The 16381-nt window shown below is 53.9% G+C and carries 14 protein-coding genes and 1 pseudogene; 7 read left to right on the top strand and 8 right to left on the bottom strand.

Annotated features, from left to right (window positions below; genetic code table 11):
• Nucleotides 1-122: 122 nt before the first annotated feature.
• Nucleotides 123-2798, top strand: coding sequence for an aconitate hydratase AcnA (acnA, locus tag ACOTYN_RS15290; protein WP_332958314.1), 2676 nt, complete (start codon nt 123-125; stop codon nt 2796-2798).
• A gap of 36 nt (nt 2799-2834) precedes the next feature.
• Here the strand turns inward: acnA and ribA are convergent, their stop codons facing one another.
• A complete protein-coding gene (gene ribA / locus ACOTYN_RS15295) occupies nt 2835-3425 on the bottom strand; it encodes a GTP cyclohydrolase II (RefSeq protein ID WP_008501210.1) in 591 nt (196 codons plus the stop codon).
• Nucleotides 3426-3622: 197 nt separating this feature from the next.
• Here ribA and pgpB point away from each other — a divergent pair, with 197 nt between their 5' ends.
• The 5 genes from pgpB to yciH all read left to right on the top strand — a co-directional run bounded on the left by pgpB (nt 3623) and on the right by yciH (nt 7272).
• The gene (gene pgpB / locus ACOTYN_RS15300; protein ID WP_023330548.1) at nt 3623-4390 is read left to right on the top strand and encodes a phosphatidylglycerophosphatase B; all 768 of its coding nucleotides are present in this window, start codon (nt 3623-3625) and stop codon (nt 4388-4390) included.
• A 148-nt stretch (nt 4391-4538) separates the two neighbouring features.
• Complete coding sequence (locus tag ACOTYN_RS15305) at nt 4539-4847, top strand: LapA family protein (RefSeq protein ID WP_014884085.1); 309 nt, start codon at nt 4539-4541, stop codon at nt 4845-4847.
• 6 nt (nt 4848-4853) lie between these two features.
• On the top strand, nt 4854-6023 hold the full coding sequence (gene lapB, locus ACOTYN_RS15310; RefSeq protein ID WP_088126678.1) for a lipopolysaccharide assembly protein LapB: 1170 nt from the start codon (nt 4854-4856) through the stop codon (nt 6021-6023).
• 185 nt (nt 6024-6208) lie between these two features.
• Nucleotides 6209-6946 carry an orotidine-5'-phosphate decarboxylase gene (gene pyrF, locus ACOTYN_RS15315; protein ID WP_047365967.1) on the top strand — a complete coding sequence of 246 codons (738 nt, stop codon included), beginning with the start codon at nt 6209-6211 and terminating at the stop codon, nt 6944-6946.
• Nucleotides 6946-7272 carry a stress response translation initiation inhibitor YciH gene (gene yciH / locus ACOTYN_RS15320; protein WP_023337376.1) on the top strand — a complete coding sequence of 109 codons (327 nt, stop codon included), beginning with the start codon at nt 6946-6948 and terminating at the stop codon, nt 7270-7272. The genes pyrF and yciH overlap by 1 nt, the downstream gene beginning before the upstream one ends.
• 104 nt (nt 7273-7376) lie before the next feature.
• Here yciH and osmB read toward each other — a convergent pair whose 3' ends face one another.
• The 3 genes from osmB to ACOTYN_RS15335 form a co-directional block, all read right to left on the bottom strand.
• Nucleotides 7377-7595 carry an osmotically-inducible lipoprotein OsmB gene (gene osmB / locus ACOTYN_RS15325; protein WP_008501216.1) on the bottom strand — a complete coding sequence of 73 codons (219 nt, stop codon included), beginning with the start codon at nt 7593-7595 and terminating at the stop codon, nt 7377-7379.
• A gap of 263 nt (nt 7596-7858) precedes the next feature.
• The gene (locus tag ACOTYN_RS15330; RefSeq protein ID WP_014884081.1) at nt 7859-8611 is read right to left on the bottom strand and encodes a DNA-binding transcriptional regulator YciT; all 753 of its coding nucleotides are present in this window, start codon (nt 8609-8611) and stop codon (nt 7859-7861) included.
• A gap of 43 nt (nt 8612-8654) precedes the next feature.
• The gene (locus ACOTYN_RS15335) at nt 8655-8837 is read right to left on the bottom strand and encodes a hypothetical protein (RefSeq protein WP_014884080.1); all 183 of its coding nucleotides are present in this window, start codon (nt 8835-8837) and stop codon (nt 8655-8657) included.
• Nucleotides 8838-9030: 193 nt separating this feature from the next.
• Here ACOTYN_RS15335 and ACOTYN_RS15340 point away from each other — a divergent pair, with 193 nt between their 5' ends.
• Complete coding sequence (locus ACOTYN_RS15340; RefSeq protein ID WP_014884079.1) at nt 9031-9900, top strand: crotonase/enoyl-CoA hydratase family protein; 870 nt, start codon at nt 9031-9033, stop codon at nt 9898-9900.
• Here the strand turns inward: ACOTYN_RS15340 and pdeR are convergent.
• The 4 genes and pseudogenes from pdeR to fabI all read right to left on the bottom strand — a co-directional run bounded on the left by pdeR (nt 9897) and on the right by fabI (nt 16163).
• Nucleotides 9897-11889, bottom strand: a pseudogene (gene pdeR, locus ACOTYN_RS15345) (cyclic di-GMP phosphodiesterase). The gene ACOTYN_RS15340 and the pseudogene pdeR overlap by 4 nt on opposite strands.
• 323 nt (nt 11890-12212) lie before the next feature.
• Complete coding sequence (locus tag ACOTYN_RS15350) at nt 12213-14147, bottom strand: exoribonuclease II (protein WP_023337374.1); 1935 nt, start codon at nt 14145-14147, stop codon at nt 12213-12215.
• A gap of 88 nt (nt 14148-14235) precedes the next feature.
• Nucleotides 14236-15222: a CMD domain-containing protein gene (locus ACOTYN_RS15355; protein WP_196347726.1), complete on the bottom strand. Its 987-nt coding sequence runs from the start codon at nt 15220-15222 to the stop codon at nt 14236-14238.
• A 152-nt stretch (nt 15223-15374) separates the two neighbouring features.
• Entirely contained in the window at nt 15375-16163 is a 789-nt protein-coding gene (gene fabI / locus ACOTYN_RS15360) for an enoyl-ACP reductase FabI (protein ID WP_003856831.1), read from the bottom strand.
• Nucleotides 16164-16381 lie beyond the last annotated feature (218 nt).

Below are 16381 nucleotides of genomic sequence, written 5' to 3' on the forward strand. Positions count from 1 at the left end.
CCTCTGGACCATTCCTAAATTTATCAATTCGGGTTGTTATCAAAACGTTACGACATCTTTGTGTTATCTTTAATTACGGCCCTGATGATTGTCAGGACATCTCTGTAATTAAGGAGGAGCTTATGTCGTTAACCCTACGCGAAGCCAGTAAGGACACATTACAGGCAGAAAATAAAACCTGGCATTACTATAGCCTGCCGCTGGCTGCCAGAACGCTTGGGGACATTTCGCGTTTACCCAAGTCCTTGAAAGTTCTGATGGAAAACCTCTTGCGCTGTCAGGACGGTGATTCCGTCACGCTCGATGATATCCAGGCGCTGGCGGGGTGGCTGAAGCATGCCCATGCCGACAGAGAAATTGCCTACCGCCCGGCAAGGGTCCTGATGCAGGACTTTACCGGTGTACCTGCCGTGGTGGATCTCGCCGCGATGCGCGAGGCGGTTAAACGCCTCGGCGGCGATACGGCCAAAGTGAACCCGCTTTCCCCCGTTGACCTCGTGATTGACCACTCCGTGACCGTTGACCATTTCGGTGATGACGATGCCTTTGGCGAGAACGTGCGTCTGGAGATGGAGCGTAACCACGAACGTTATGTTTTCCTGAAGTGGGGCCAGCAGGCATTCAGCCGCTTTAGCGTGGTTCCACCGGGCACGGGTATTTGCCACCAGGTTAACCTTGAGTATCTTGGTAAAGCCGTCTGGAGCGAATTACAGGACAAAGAGTGGGTGGCTTATCCGGATACGCTGGTGGGTACAGATTCCCACACCACCATGATTAACGGCCTCGGCGTGCTGGGCTGGGGTGTCGGCGGAATCGAAGCGGAAGCCGCCATGCTCGGTCAGCCGGTCTCCATGCTGATTCCGGATGTCGTGGGCTTTAAGCTGACAGGAAAACTGTCAGAAGGCATTACCGCGACCGATTTGGTACTTACCGTTACGCAAATGCTGCGCAAGCATGGGGTGGTGGGCAAATTTGTTGAGTTCTACGGGGACGGGCTGGATTCGCTGCCCCTGGCTGACCGCGCGACCATTGCCAACATGGCACCAGAATATGGCGCAACCTGTGGCTTTTTCCCAATTGATGACGTCACGCTGGAGTACATGCGTCTGAGCGGACGCAGCGAAGAGCAGGTGGCGCTGGTAGAGGCCTATACCAAAGCGCAGGGTATGTGGCGCAATCCGGGCGATGAACCGGTATTTACCAGTACGCTTGAGCTTGATATGGGCAGCGTTGAGGCAAGCCTCGCCGGGCCAAAACGTCCGCAGGATCGCGTCGCGTTGACAGACGTGCCGAAAGCCTTTGCCGCCAGCAATGAGCTGGAAGTCAACGTGGCGAAGAAAGACCATCGTCCCATCGACTATGTGTTGAACGGCCATCAATATCAACTTCCGGACGGGGCGGTTGTGATTGCCGCCATCACATCCTGTACCAACACCTCAAACCCCAGTGTTTTAATGGCGGCCGGTCTGCTGGCGAAAAAAGCGGTTGAACTGGGTCTGAAACCTCAACCGTGGGTCAAAGCCTCGCTGGCGCCGGGCTCCAAAGTGGTTTCGGATTACCTGGCTCAGGCTAAGCTGACGCCTTATCTTGATGAGCTGGGCTTTAACCTCGTGGGGTATGGCTGTACGACCTGCATTGGTAACTCCGGACCGCTGCCTGAGCCCATTGAAACGGCGATCAAGCAGGGCGATTTGACGGTAGGCGCCGTTCTTTCCGGCAACCGTAACTTTGAAGGGCGTATTCATCCACTGGTGAAAACCAACTGGCTTGCTTCGCCGCCGCTGGTGGTGGCCTATGCGCTGGCCGGGAACATGAACATTAACCTGGTGACCGATCCGATTGGTCACGACCGCAAGAACGAGCCCGTCTACCTGAAAGATATCTGGCCGTCCTCGCGTGAAATTGCGATGGCCGTTGAAAAGGTCTCTACCGAGATGTTCCGCAAAGAGTATGCGGAGGTCTTCGAAGGCACGCCGGAATGGAAAACCATCAATGTCGTGGGGTCGGACACCTATGACTGGCAGGATGACTCGACCTATATTCGTCTGTCTCCGTTCTTTGATGAGATGCTCGCCGAGCCTGCGCCGCTTACAGATATTCATGGGGCGCGCATCCTGGCCATGCTGGGGGATTCTGTCACCACTGACCATATCTCTCCGGCGGGGAGTATCAAAGCCGATAGCCCGGCGGGCCGTTATTTGCAAAGCCGGGGAGTGGAGCGCCGCGATTTTAACTCCTACGGTTCGCGCCGCGGTAACCATGAAGTCATGATGCGGGGCACGTTTGCCAACATTCGCATTCGTAATGAAATGGTTCCGGGGGTGGAAGGGGGGATGACGCGCCATCTACCGGGGACGGACGTCGTGTCGATTTACGATGCAGCCGTGAAATATCAACAGGAAGGTACACCGCTGGCGGTGATTGCCGGGAAAGAGTACGGTTCCGGTTCCAGCCGTGACTGGGCGGCGAAAGGACCGCGCCTGCTAGGCGTTCGTGTGGTGATCGCCGAGTCGTTTGAACGTATTCACCGCTCGAACCTCATCGGCATGGGGATTCTGCCGCTTGAGTTCCCGCAGGGCGTAACCCGTAAAACGCTGGGGCTGACCGGAGAAGAGCAGATTGATATTAGTGGTCTGCAAAACCTGCAGCCGGGTAAAACGGTGCCGGTGAAGCTGACGCGAGCTGACGGGAAGACGGAGGTACTGGACTGCCGGTGCCGTATTGATACGGCAACCGAATTGACCTACTACCAGAACGACGGCATTTTACACTATGTGATTCGTAAGATGCTCGATTGATAAAAAAGCCCGGCGCTTATGCCGGGCTTTTTACTTTCACTCTTTCAGCAGATGGCCCATCTTGGCGGCTTTAGTATCAAGATAGTGGGCATTTTTCGGGTTGCGGCCAACAATCAGCGGCACACGTTCGACAATGTTGATTCCCGCTTCGGTGAGGATTTCCACTTTTTTGGGGTTGTTCGTCAGCAGACGAACCTCGTCGACGCCCAGCAGCTTGAACATGTCCGCACACAGGGTGAAGTCACGTTCATCGGCGGCAAAACCGAGCTGATGGTTGGCTTCTACCGTATCGTAGCCCTGGTCCTGCAGCGCATATGCGCGGATTTTATTCAGCAGGCCAATATTACGACCTTCCTGACGGTGATAGAGCAACACACCGCGGCCTTCTTCGGCAATATGAGAAAGGGCAGCTTCCAGCTGGAAACCGCAATCACAGCGCAGGCTGAACAACGCATCGCCGGTCAGACACTCCGAATGGACGCGGGACAGCACCGGCGTCTGCCCTGAAATATCGCCGTAGACCAGCGCAACATGATCCTGTCCGGTTGCCAGTTCTTCAAACCCCACCATCAGGAAATCGCCCCATGGGGTTGGCAGTTTGGCTTCTGCCACACGTTTAAGCTGCATGTGATTCTCCAGAGTAGGCTGACACGTTTCGTGTCTTGCGCCTGTTTTACTTTCTGTATCTGTTCATTTTGCCACAAGCTCAGCACGTTCGCCTAATGGGCACCATGCTATATGAACGTTAAACGCACGATCCGACATCTCCACCCATCGGATGAATTTCAGTTATGATTGTGAGGCTTAGCGTAAAAGGAGAAGACATGCTTTCAATCGCCAGACGTACGGCAGCAGGCGCGGCCATTTTACTGATTATGCCTTTGACCGTATGGGTCTCCGGCTGGATGTGGCAGCCCGGGCAGAATGCCACGTGGCTGAAAACGTTGTACTGGGTAACGGAGACGGTCACGCAACCGTGGGGAATTATCACCCATATCATTCTCTGTGGCTGGTTCCTGTGGTGCCTGCGTTTTCGTCTGCGCGCGGCGCTGATGCTCTTTGCTATCCTGGGTGGCGCGATTGTTATTGGTCAGGGCGTTAAGTCCTGGGTGAAAGACCATGTTCAGGAGCCACGACCGTTTGTCGTCTGGCTGGAAAAAACACACCATATTCCGGTAGATGAGTTCTACAATTTAAAGCGTAAAGATCGCGGTGCGCTGGTGAAAGAACAGCTTACGGAACAGCAGGATATTCCGAAGTTCTTGCGTAAACATTGGCAAAAAGAGACGGGCTTCGCGTTTCCTTCCGGCCACACGATGTTTGCGGCCAGCTGGGCGCTGTTGGCTGTTGGGCTGCTTTGGCCACGACGTCGAACGGTTACCATCGGGATATTACTGATCTGGGCAACGGGAGTGATGGGCAGCCGCTTGCTGCTGGGGATGCACTGGCCACGGGACCTGGTGGTCGCTACGCTGATCTCATGGCTGCTGGTGACGCTGGCAACCTGGCTTGCAGAACGACTCTGTGGCCCGCTTACGCCACCGCCTGAAGAGAAAGAAGAAATCGCCGAAAGGGAGCAAAGCGACGCCTGACGGTTGATATTGCGTATTTCGCCCATAAATCCATGACGTGTGCGTCACTTTTTCCGTTTCGCGCCCGTCGCTAAAATGGTAGTTTATAAGGCTGATTGCGGTAAGTTGAACACACTTTATTCGCTTGAACCACATAACGGGAAGTAATGTGAAATATTTACTCATTTTCTTACTGGTATTGGCGATTTTTGTCATTTCAGTCACATTGGGTGCACAAAACGATCAACAGGTGACGTTTAACTATCTGCTGGCGCAGGGCGAGTATCGCGTATCAAGTCTGCTTGCGGTCTTGTTTGCCGCAGGCTTTGCCATTGGCTGGCTGGTTTGCGGTCTGTTCTGGCTGAAAGTCCGTGTTTCTCTTGCACGCGCTGAACGTAAAATTAAACGACTTGAGCATAACATTGCGCCTGCGTCCGACATTCCGGAAAGCTCTGGTGTGCCGGTCGTGAAGGAATAATCGACGATGCTGGAGTTGTTGTTTCTGCTTTTGCCTGTAGCCGCTGCCTATGGCTGGTATATGGGCCGCAGAAGTGCGCAACAAACAAAGCAGGATGAGGCTAACCGTCTCTCTCGCGACTACGTTGCGGGGGTGAACTTCCTCCTGAGTAATCAGCAGGACAAAGCGGTAGACCTGTTCCTCGATATGCTGAAAGAGGATACGGGGACCGTCGAAGCCCATCTCACGCTCGGTAACCTGTTCCGCTCGCGTGGCGAGGTTGACCGTGCCATCCGTATCCACCAGACCCTTATGGAAAGCGCCTCGCTGACCTACGAACAACGTCTCCTCGCGGTCCAGCAGCTGGGGCGCGATTACATGGCTGCCGGGCTGTACGACCGCGCTGAAGATATGTTCTCGCAGCTGATTGATGAAACGGATTTCCGTATCGGTGCGTTGCAGCAATTACTGCAAATTTATCAGGCCACCAGCGAATGGCAAAAAGCCATTGATACTGCCGAGCGGCTGGTGAAGCTGGGTAAAGATAAGCAGCGTGTTGAGATAGCCCATTTCTACTGTGAACTTGCCCTTCAGCAGATGGGCAACGACGACATGGACAAAGCCATGGCGTTGCTGAAGAAAGGTGCAGCAGCAGATCGCAATAGCGCGCGTATCTCTATCATGATGGGACGCGTTTTTATGGCGAATGGCGATTACGCCAAAGCCGTTGAAAGCCTGCTCCGGGTGATTGACCAGGACAAAGAGCTGGTCAGTGAAACGCTGGAGATGCTGCAAACCTGCTATCAACAGCTGGGCAAGCAGGAAGAGTGGGTAGCATTCCTGCGCCGTTGCGTGGAAGAGAATACCGGCGCGACCGCAGAGCTGATGCTCTCAGACGTGGTTGAGCAGTACGAAGGGACCGACACCGCGCAGGTGTATATTACCCGTCAGCTACAGCGTCATCCGACGATGCGGGTATTCCATAAACTGATGGATTACCACCTGAACGACGCAGAAGAAGGGCGCGCCAAAGAGAGCCTGATGGTGCTGCGCGACATGGTCGGCGAGCAGGTGCGGAGTAAACCGCGCTACCGTTGCCAGAAGTGTGGTTTTACCGCGTATACGCTTTACTGGCATTGTCCTTCCTGCCGGGCCTGGTCCACCATCAAGCCAATCCGTGGTCTTGACGGCCAGTAATTTTTTAAAACACCCCATTTTAGTTACAACATACTGATGGTTTATACCCCTTCCTTAACACCGTGCGGTGTGCCAGCCTGGCAGGGGGGCAAATGGATTCTGTCAATTTGCGGCGGCGGCAGGTAGAATGCTGGCCGTTTATCTGTTCCGCGCCGCTGCGCGCCCATAGACGAAAAGGGCTGGTCATGACGTCTGTTACTTCCTCCACTTCCCGCGTTATTACGGATTCTCCTGTTGTTGTTGCGCTTGATTACAATAAGCGTGACGCTGCACTGGCCTTTGTCGACGGTATCGATCCTCGCGATTGCCGCCTGAAAGTTGGTAAAGAAATGTTCACGCTGTTTGGACCGCAAATCGTCCGCGATCTGCAGCAGCGTGGTTTCGATGTCTTCCTCGATCTCAAGTTCCATGACATCCCGAATACCACGGCGCACGCCGTTGCCGCCGCCGCAGAGCTGGGTGTATGGATGGTCAACGTCCATGCGTCGGGCGGAGCGAGAATGATGACTGCCGCACGTGAAGCCCTCCTGCCGTTCGGGAAAGATGCGCCATTGCTGATTGCGGTGACCGTATTGACCAGTATGAACGAAAGTGATTTACGCGATCTTGGCGTGACATTGTCACCTGCCGAACATGCCGAGCGTCTTGCGCGTCTGACGCAGAACTGCGGGCTGGATGGCGTCGTCTGCTCCGCACAGGAAGCGGTCCGCTTCAAATCAGAACTGGGCAAAGATTTTAAACTGGTCACGCCAGGTATTCGTCCGGCAGGCAGCGACGTAGGCGATCAGCGCCGTATTATGACGCCTGAGCAGGCGCTGGCTGCTGGTGTGGATTATATGGTTATCGGGCGGCCAGTAACGCAGTCAGCTAACCCGGCAGAGACGCTTAAGGCAATCAACGCATCACTGAAAAAGGGGGCGTAATGACCGATTCCAACAGTCGTCTGGTCTACTCAACGGAGGGCGGGCGCATAGATGAGCCGAAAACCAAAGTTGAACGTCCGAAGGGCGACGGTATTGTGCGTATCCAGCGTCAAACCAGTGGACGAAAAGGGAAAGGGGTTTGCCTTATCTCAGGAATTGACCAGGATGATGCTGAGCTAACAAAACTGGCGGCTGAGTTGAAAAAGAAATGTGGCTGCGGTGGTGCCGTGAAAGACGGCATTATTGAAATTCAGGGTGATAAACGCGATTTAATTAAATCGCTGCTTGAAGCAAAGGGCATGAAAGTCAAACTGGCAGGCGGTTAAAATAAATGAGCCACGGCAAATGCCGTGGCTCGTGATATATACGTGCGTAAGTCAGACCTGAAATGCGACGCTAAATCGCGATGTCGGGAAGGCTTATAGAATAATTATTTGCCAACCTGGTGACCGATAATACCACCGACAGCAGCGCCACCCAATGTACCCAGCGTGCTACCATCTGTTAAGACTGCACCACCGAGTGCACCTGCACCGGCACCAATGGCGGTGTTACGGTCACGTTTAGACCAGTTAGAGCATGCGCTCAGGGACATTGCTACAGTGATTGCCAGAACAGCGGCGGCTAATTTTTTGCTGGTTAAGGTCATAATACTTTCTCCTGAATTATCGATTCACGGAAAGAGGTACACGTTAAGTATAGACAAAACGAATGCCTAATTCTTTTTTCCGTGAAAGCTGGTCGCGCAGGCGTTACGTAATCACGCAAGTGATAGTCACTTCCTGTTATATCGCTAACATTAATTTTACGACTTTAATGCGGGTTAAACAGGTAAAAACTCTTAAAGGGGCGTTAGGAATCGTCTCAGACGAAGGGATATGCAGGCGCCCGAATGACGGGCGCGAAATGGACTCAGGCGGACGTTTTAATAATATCGACAATCAGACCGTCTTCTTCCAGCTTATTACGATGCTCGTCACTTAACCGTTCGTCGGTAATGACGCGACTGAAGCGTGAGACGGGACCCATTGTATAAGGGTGGACCGCGCCAAATTTGGAACTGTCAGTGAGCACAATGGCTTCACACTCTTTTTCCAGTACGGCATTCACCACGTCAGTGCGCATCATATCCCGGCCGGTGAAACCTGTTTCCGGCTGCCAGCCGTCAATGCCGATAAAGGCCTTACTGAAATGCACCTGCTGAACATATTGCCGGGTCAGCGGGCCCACCATGCTTTCACTTTTCTTTTGGTAAATGCCACCCAGCAAAATGACTTCACAGCGCGTCTCTTTGAGTAAATGGGCGATATAGCTGCTGACAGTGATGATAGTCACGTCTTTTTGTTCCGCGAGCGTCCGTGCCAGAAGGGCGTTGCTGCTGCCGTTTTCAATAAAGACCGTCTCGCCAGGGTTTACCAGTGATGCGGCAAACTCTGCCAGTTCACGTTTAAGCGCGTAGTTATTCATCATGCGCGTCTCAACGTCGTCGCTGTCCAGCGGCACGGCATAACCATGCGCACGGCGCAGGTAACTCTGTTTTTCCAGCAGATTAAGATCCTGACGAATGGTGACTTCGGAGACGCCGGTGGTTTTAGCGAGATCGACCACGCTTACACGCCCCTGATCGATGACCATCTGCAAAATGAGTTGTTGTCGGGAATTCATAGCATCCATTTAATAAAGCGAAACGAGGTCGGAAACGGTGGGATTACACTTCCCACGGCGCTTTTGGCTGTTTGTTTTCGGGGGCGTTGTCAGCGCCATTCTGAGCAAGAAGTTCAGACTTCAGGATCTCGAGATTACGGATCGCAGAGTGATAATCACCCGCTACCAGAATATCCAGCACGGTATCAATACGTTGTGCTACAGCTTGTGGATCAATAGTAGACATAATCTCTCCCCGGGAGCGAAAAGTGAATAATTTCAATGATGCAGAAAATGGGGTCAAAAGAGAAGGGAAAAAATGCGATAACGAAATTACATAAATGAAAGTGATAAATTTATTCCCCCTCATATAGCAGGCTTAATCGGTGGATTAGTCTAAAACTGCGCGCAAGGCGCTTTTTTATATGAGGAATTGGACTATGACAGTTATCAATCAGCCTACCTGTACACTGTTTACCGATACTGAACGTTTCACGCAGCTCTCAGGGTATTACGAGGCGGAGCGACGCACCGTCTGGATGATGCTGCGGGCTCAGCCGCGTCCTTGCTTCAACCATGCCTTAATTGAGGAGATCATGAACCTTTCCTGGCTGGTCCGTCAGTCGGGTTTTGCGGTCGATTTTTGGGTTACCGGCTCGCTTGTTCCTGAAATGTACAACGTGGGAGGGGACTTGCAGTTCTTCGTCGAGTGCATTCAGAACGGGCGGCGTGAAGCGTTACGGGCGTATGCCCGCGCCTGTGTTGATTGCGTCCATGCGGCGTCAAGAGGGTTTGATACGGGGGCCATCACGCTGGCAATGGTCGAAGGCAGCGCATTAGGCGGCGGATTTGAGGCAGCGCTGGCGCACCATTTTGTCCTGGCTCAGCGTGATGCCCGGTTAGGTTTCCCGGAAATTGCCTTTAATCTGTTCCCGGGGATGGGGGGGTATTCGCTGGTCGCACGACGTTCAGGCATGAAGCTGGCGGAGGAGCTCATCTACAAAGGGGAGTCCCACACGGCAGAATGGTACGAGCAGCACGGGCTGGTGGATGTGCTGTATGAACCCGGGCAAAGCTACGTCTCGGTCAGGACCTTCATAGACACATTGCGGCCAAAACTGAACGGCGTAAGAGCCATGCTGCGTGCTCGTACGCGCGTTCTGCAGTTGCCACGCAGTGAGCTGATGGATATTACCGAAGACTGGGTCGATGCCGCATTCTGCCTTGAGCCGAAAGATATCGCCTACATGGAGCGTCTGGTGATGTTGCAAAACCGCCATCATGCGGCGGGCTTACGCAAGGCCAGCTAGCGCTGTTGTCGCGCCTGATAGCGTTTTAGCCATCGCTCGAATGCGGCTGCGGGCATCGGCTTAGCAAAAAGGAAACCCTGCCGTTCGTTGACGCCATTCTTAGTCAGAAAGGCGTCTTCTTTTGCATTCTCCACCCCCTCGGCGATCACCTGCAGATTCAGGGCCTGTGCCACTGCGACAATGGCGCGTACCAGAGACTGGGAGATGGACTGCTTATGAATATCTCTGACAAAAGATTGATCGAGTTTAATGGCGTCAATAGGAAAACGCGCCAGCTGGGAAAGGGAAGAGTAGCCCGTACCAAAGTCATCCAGATGTATTTGTGCCCCGAGTCGGCTGAATTGCTGGATCACCGAAAGCGCCAGCTCTTCGTTTTCGATGAGACAGCTCTCTGTTAACTCGACGTCGATAGGACAGTACTCAAAATGCAGATCCTTAAGCACCTGCTTTAAATCGCTGAAAAATCGTCTGGTCGGCAAGCTGACGTGCAGAGACGTTCACGGCCACGCGCAGGTTAATCCCCTTGTCACGCCATTTCGCCACCTGACGAACCACGTCGAGCATCACCCAGCGCCCCAGCGGCACAATCAAACCGGACTCTTCGGCATAAGAGATAAATTCCAGCGGTGGGATCAAGCCGCGCTCCGGCGACTGCCAGCGGACCAGCGCCTCAAGACTTCTGACCTCACCGCGCCAGGTCATTTTAGGCTGGTAGTGAATCAGAAGCTGATCGTTATCCAGCGCTTTACGCAGATTGGTGTCCAGCCAAAGATACTCAAATACGCGCTGGTTCATTTCAGGGGAGAAGACGCAGAACTTACCCCTGCCATTTTCCTTGGCGGTGTACATGGCCGTATCGGCATTGCGAATCACACTTTCCCGATCGTTCCCGTGCTGCGGCGCGAGGGCGATCCCCAAAGAACAGCCGGTATATATCTCAATCAGCCCGATTCTGAACGGCTGGCGCAGGCGGGTCAGAATGCGCGACGCCATCGCTTCCAGCGAGCCCTGAGACGTATTCGTGGCCATCACGATAAACTCATCGCCGCCGAGCCGGGCCAGGACCTGCCCCTCGTCAAGGCAACTCAGAATGGCGAGTGCAACCGCCTGTAAGAGCTGATCGCCAAACATATGCCCGTAGGCATCGTTGACCTTTTTGAAGTTATCCAGGTCAAGATACACCACGCCAACCTGCGTTTCGCCCCGATGGTTGATGGCGTCTGAGATCTGTTCGTGGATGGCATTGCGGTTGGGTAAACCGGTGATGGTATCGGTATTGGCCAGCACGCGCAGGCGCTCCTGCGCCCGACGTTCCTCGGTAATGTCGGTGCCGGAGCAAATAAGAAATATTTCGTTTTTACCGCTGCCGCTGTGAACGAATTTGTTTCTGAACAGAAACAAGCGTTGTCCTTTCCGCGTCTTGATCCAGCGTTCGACTTCGTAGGAGCTGCCGTTACGGAAGAAACCGGTAATATTTCGCTTCGAGGCTGCCGCCTCGCTGCGACTCATAAACAATTTGAACACGTTCTGACCGATCACTTCCTGCTCTTTCAGACCGGTATACTCTTCGCTCAGGCGATTAAAACGCTGAATATTGCCGTGCTGATCGAGAATCACAATGACGGAATTCGCTTCCGAAACCACCTGTTCCGCGAAGGAGAGTCCTTGAGCGAGATCGCGTGCTACGGAGGGGGTATCGTTCCAGGCCGATGCCGTGCCGGCCCACTCGTTTCGGGTGATTTTGCGGCCGACAAGATGCACGGGAACCTCTTCGCCATACAGGGAGAGGTTCATTGAAATGCTGGAGGTAATTACCGTTAACTGGCGGATCAACGTGGCTTGTTCATCGTCCAGCGTCACCACCTGAGTCGCATCGGCATTTTCGCTGGCGGCAAGGTGCAGAGCGTTGCTGTCTGCCGACAATCGCCACCACGGACTGTGAGTACCCATGTAACGAAACAGCAAATTCTGCTCAAGATCGTCGATCATGATTTCTCCCGCTGCTACTCATTAGCGCACAAATTATTCATTTGCAGTCGACTTTTCCGTTGTGAAACAGCGGTAAAACCGAAGTGAACGTATTGTTTTTCCCTGCTTTCTTATAATAAAACGAGTCTGCCAAAAAAGAATACTGAGCATCCAGCTATTCAGGTGACCGAATATGACGGCACTCTTTTACTGTAGATAATTATGGCCATTTTGGGCGGGGGGAATCGGAAAATAGTCAGAAAAAATGATGAATTTGTGGGGCGGGTTAAAAAGAAAAATTGTCGGCCTTCCCGAACGGAAATGGCCGACAATTTAGCGGGTTATCAGACAGCTGGTCGCGCGATAATACTGCGGGTTTCCATGCGGACTTCAGCGATAGTTACGTCAATCACCTCAGTGACTTTGTAAACTGTTTCACCTTTAATCTGCACGGTGCCACTTTCCTGGCTACAGACCAGTTCGTCACGAACGGCATGCAGGAATGGGGCAGGGATAAAGGCGACAGCACCGTTATCCACCAGACGGACACGCATCCCGCCGCGGCTGATATCAATAATCTCCGCAGCGAAGCGGGTGTCGGTTCCGGCCTTATCCTGCAGGAAACGCGCGTACAGCCAGTCTCCAACGTCACGTTCCGCCATGCGGTTCAGACGGCGACGCTCTGCCATCTGCACGGTCGTGTCGTCCTGAGGGCGTGCAATCGTTTCGCCTTTGATAATCGCTTTCAGCAGACGGTGGTTAACCATGTCGCCATATTTACGAATTGGGGATGTCCAGGTGGCGTAAGCTTCCAGACCGAGGCCGAAGTGCGGGCCTGGTTCGGTGCTGATTTCAGCGAAGGACTGGAAGCGGCGAATACGGCTATCAAGGAAACCGGATGGCTGTGCGTCCAGCTCGCGGCGAAGCTTGCAGAATCCTGGCAGCGTCAGGACTTCTTCCGGATCAACATGCACATCGTGATTCTTCAGCAGGGCCGCCAGCGCTTCGGTATTGGCCGGATCGAATCCGGTGTGAACGTTGTAAATACCAAAGCCCAGCTTGTCGCGCAGCACGCGTGCGGCGCAAATGTTGGCGGAAATCATCGCTTCTTCGACGATGCGGTTAGCAATGCGTCGCGGCTCGGCCACGATATCCAGCACTTCGCCTTTCTCACCGAGAACAAACCGGTAATCCGGACGATCTTTGAACACCAGGGCGTGGGTTGTACGCCATTCGCCACGCTTCAGGCAAATACGGTGCAGCAGACGAATCTGCGCCGCAATGGCATCAGATTCAGGTTTCCAGCTGCCGGTGTTTTCCAGCCAGTCAGAGACATTGTCATAGGCCAGCTTGGCTTTGGATTCGATGGTGGCGGCAAAGAATTCGATATCGTCTTCAATCGTCCCATCCGCGGCGATGGTCATGCGGCAGGCGAGAGCCGGGCGCACTTCATTTGGGCGCAGCGAGCAGAGATCGTCTGACAGTTCGCGCGGCAGCATCGGGATGTTAAAGCCTGGCAGGTAGTTGGTAAACGCACGGATTTTGGCCGTTTCGTCCAGTTTACTGCCTTGTGCAATCCAGGCGGTAGGATCGGCAATGGCGACGGTCAGATGCAGTTTGCCATCGGCGCTCTCTTCAGCGTAGAGCGCATCGTCCATATCTTCTGTGCTGGCGCTGTCGATGGTGACAAATTCCAGCGCAGTGAGATCGCGGCGCGTCAAACCTTCGTCCTGCATTTCAGTCGCCACGCCGTTCGGCGCTTCTTTTTCAAGATTATGGCGCGCCAGCGTGACCCACCACGGGACGAAATGGTCATCGCCAAAGGTGATGAACTGCGTCAGCTCTGCATAGAAACCACGGTCGCCTTTCAGAGGATGACGGCGCATTTCTGCTACGGCCCAGTCACCTTCTTTAAAATCATGCTCAACGCCGCGGGCGGCCCGGCAGGGAATGGCATCTTTCAACAGGGGATGATCCGGCACGATAGAAAGACGATCGTCTTTTCGCTGAACCTTACCGACAAAGCGGGTCAGGAACGGTTCAATCAGTTCTTCCGGCTCAGCGGATTCACGTTCCTTCTCTGTATGAATGACGGCCATGACGCGATCGCCATGCATCACTTTCTTCATCTGCGGTGGCGGAATGAAGTAGCTTTTCTGCGCGTCAACTTCAAGGAAGCCAAAGCCCTTTTCCGTGGCTTTCACGACCCCTTCTGCACGCGGCGTCTGGGAATGCAGTTGCTGTTTAAGCTGCGCTAGCAGCGGGTTGTCCTGAAACATAATGTTCTATTTTCGTAGCCATTGAGCGGCTGACAGTTTTACGCGATTCTCACTTCTACAGCAAGCGGTCTTTGGGGATTGCGTGTGGTTATTCCGCTTTGCCAGCCGCGACTTTTAGTCGATTAAGCCAGCCCTCAAACGCGCTTTGAGACAGGCGGTTGATCGCCTGGGCAACAGTCAGTCCTTCTTCCATGAGTGGGGTAAACTGCGCGGCACTGAAGCGGTCCGGCGAGCGTGTCAGCAAGTCGACTGCTGCCAAAAGCGACGGCGGGGAAAGCGCACTCTCTTCCCGGCTGTTTATCAGGATCTCTCCCGTCAGGTCGAGCAAGGTCGGTTCATGGCACAGGACGGGTGTCAGCGCCTCAAGCGCAGGTTCTGCCTGCCAGCGGGAGAGGGACTCAAGCTGTTGCGCACTCGCATAGCGAAGCTCGACCACGGGAAGAAGCGCTATCCACCTACCGGCGCACGCTGGCAGGGTGTGCGGCTGAATATGATGGCCCGGCAACCAGCGAACGGGATGGCCAAGCAGAGCCTGAAAGACCGCAACCACGCGCGCCTGAAAACCGATAAAGCCGATGATCTGGTTAATCACCACAATGTCATAGGTAGAGAGACCCACCTCATCAAGCTGGTTTCGCGCCTTGTCATCAATGACATCCGGTGAGCTGGCGAGCTGACGGGCATACTGCGTGATTTGCGCCAGCCGCCGGTTACTTTCGCGGGAGGAGTCAGGACCCGGCAGCGGAGCAAGAAGGGCGGCGTAATGGTTGCATAGCCGCTGAACGCCACAGGCCTGCGCAACCGTCAACGCGGTACTTAATCGGTCATAGGCGCTGAGCGTTCGCAGACGATTGACGGGAAGTGAGAGGGGAAACAGCTGATGGCATAAGGCTCTGGCAGGGGCAAGCCAGCCGGTACAGGCGGCGACAATCTCATCGGGCAGGGCTAAATCGAGCAAAAAACGATCGTCAACGTTAGCGGCTTCGGGCACCAGGGGCAGCGCATCCGACTGCGCGTGGTTTGACTGGGTTTCGTGATACCAGTGGCCTTTGCCGGAAAAACGGCGTTGTTCCATGGGCGTTCCTTGATCTCAAAATGGCGATCAATATCCTGGCGTAACGCAGATAAAGGGAAAAATATTGTTAGGTGATAACAAATAGCAGAACGGAATAACGAGGGGATGGTGCGGGGGAAAACTCTCTTCCCGTGCGGGAAGAGAGTCTGAGCTTATTTAATTTCCAGCTCGTTCATTGCAGCGATGTTGAAGCCGCCGTCAACGTGAACCACTTCACCGGAGATACCCGCGGACAGGTCAGAACACAGGAATGCAGCAGAGTTACCCACATCTTCAATGGTAACAGTACGACGAATCGGGGTAACCGCTTCGCAGTGCGCCAGCATTTTACGGAAATCTTTGATGCCGGACGCCGCCAGGGTACGGATAGGACCCGCGGAGATGGCGTTAACACGCACACCTTCAGGACCCATTGCGTTCGCCATATAGCGTACGTTGGCTTCCAGAGACGCTTTAGCCAGACCCATCACGTTGTAGTTAGGGATAGCACGTTCCGCGCCCAGGTAGGACAGGGTCAACAGCGCTGCGCCCGGGTTCAGCATCGCGCGGCAAGATTTAGCCATCGCAACGAAGCTGTAGGAGCTGATGTCGTGAGCGATTTTAAAGCCATCACGGGTAACCGCGTTCACATAGTCACCGTCCAGCTGGTCGCCAGGCGCGAAGCCGATGGAGTGAACGAAACCGTCGAATTTCGGCCATGCTTTTGCCAGCTCAGCAAACATGCCATCGATGCTTTCATCTTGTGCAACGTCACATTCCAGAACGATGCTGGAACCCAGCTGCGCGGCAAACTCTTCAACACGGCCTTTCAGCTTGTCGTTCTGGTAGGTGAACGCCAGCTCAGCGCCTTCGCGATGCATTGCCTGTGCGATGCCGTATGCGATGGACAGTTTGCTGGCAACGCCAGTCACCAGAATGCGCTTACCGGAAAGAAAACCCATAGCTTTAATCCTTATATTCATTGCTTATTTTGCCTTGTAATTCATAGCGTTACAGGCAGTATTTCAAAATCATTCGAAATTAGCTCGAAATTATAGCCCACTCACAGCCCCTTGTGTCACGATATTTCTCGCCGATCGCCAAAGACGAATGCCCCAGAAGGTGAGGCGTGGGTTCAAAATTTCAGCATTCGTCCAGTATATCACCCGGCAGCAGCTTC

Source organism: Enterobacter cloacae complex sp. IR5458 (assembly GCF_049238025.1).
In the GTDB taxonomy this organism is placed as follows: domain Bacteria; phylum Pseudomonadota; class Gammaproteobacteria; order Enterobacterales; family Enterobacteriaceae; genus Enterobacter; species Enterobacter kobei.

What these genes read in the sequence shown, in the direction of transcription:
- ACOTYN_RS15330 (WP_014884081.1), bottom strand. Translation starts at nt 8,611, where the DNA reads ATGAATTCCCGACAACAACTCATTTTGCAGATGGTCATCGATCAGGGG.
- ACOTYN_RS15355 (WP_196347726.1), bottom strand. Translation starts at nt 15,222, where the DNA reads ATGGAACAACGCCGTTTTTCCGGCAAAGGCCACTGGTATCACGAAACC.
- fabI (WP_003856831.1), bottom strand. Translation starts at nt 16,163, where the DNA reads ATGGGTTTTCTTTCCGGTAAGCGCATTCTGGTGACTGGCGTTGCCAGC.
- ACOTYN_RS15340 (WP_014884079.1), top strand. Translation starts at nt 9,031, where the DNA reads ATGACAGTTATCAATCAGCCTACCTGTACACTGTTTACCGATACTGAA.
- lapB (WP_088126678.1), top strand. Translation starts at nt 4,854, where the DNA reads ATGCTGGAGTTGTTGTTTCTGCTTTTGCCTGTAGCCGCTGCCTATGGC.
- ribA (WP_008501210.1), bottom strand. Translation starts at nt 3,425, where the DNA reads ATGCAGCTTAAACGTGTGGCAGAAGCCAAACTGCCAACCCCATGGGGC.
- yciH (WP_023337376.1), top strand. Translation starts at nt 6,946, where the DNA reads ATGACCGATTCCAACAGTCGTCTGGTCTACTCAACGGAGGGCGGGCGC.
- osmB (WP_008501216.1), bottom strand. Translation starts at nt 7,595, where the DNA reads ATGACCTTAACCAGCAAAAAATTAGCCGCCGCTGTTCTGGCAATCACT.
- pgpB (WP_023330548.1), top strand. Translation starts at nt 3,623, where the DNA reads ATGCTTTCAATCGCCAGACGTACGGCAGCAGGCGCGGCCATTTTACTG.
- acnA (WP_332958314.1), top strand. Translation starts at nt 123, where the DNA reads ATGTCGTTAACCCTACGCGAAGCCAGTAAGGACACATTACAGGCAGAA.
- pyrF (WP_047365967.1), top strand. Translation starts at nt 6,209, where the DNA reads ATGACGTCTGTTACTTCCTCCACTTCCCGCGTTATTACGGATTCTCCT.
- ACOTYN_RS15335 (WP_014884080.1), bottom strand. Translation starts at nt 8,837, where the DNA reads ATGTCTACTATTGATCCACAAGCTGTAGCACAACGTATTGATACCGTG.
- ACOTYN_RS15350 (WP_023337374.1), bottom strand. Translation starts at nt 14,147, where the DNA reads ATGTTTCAGGACAACCCGCTGCTAGCGCAGCTTAAACAGCAACTGCAT.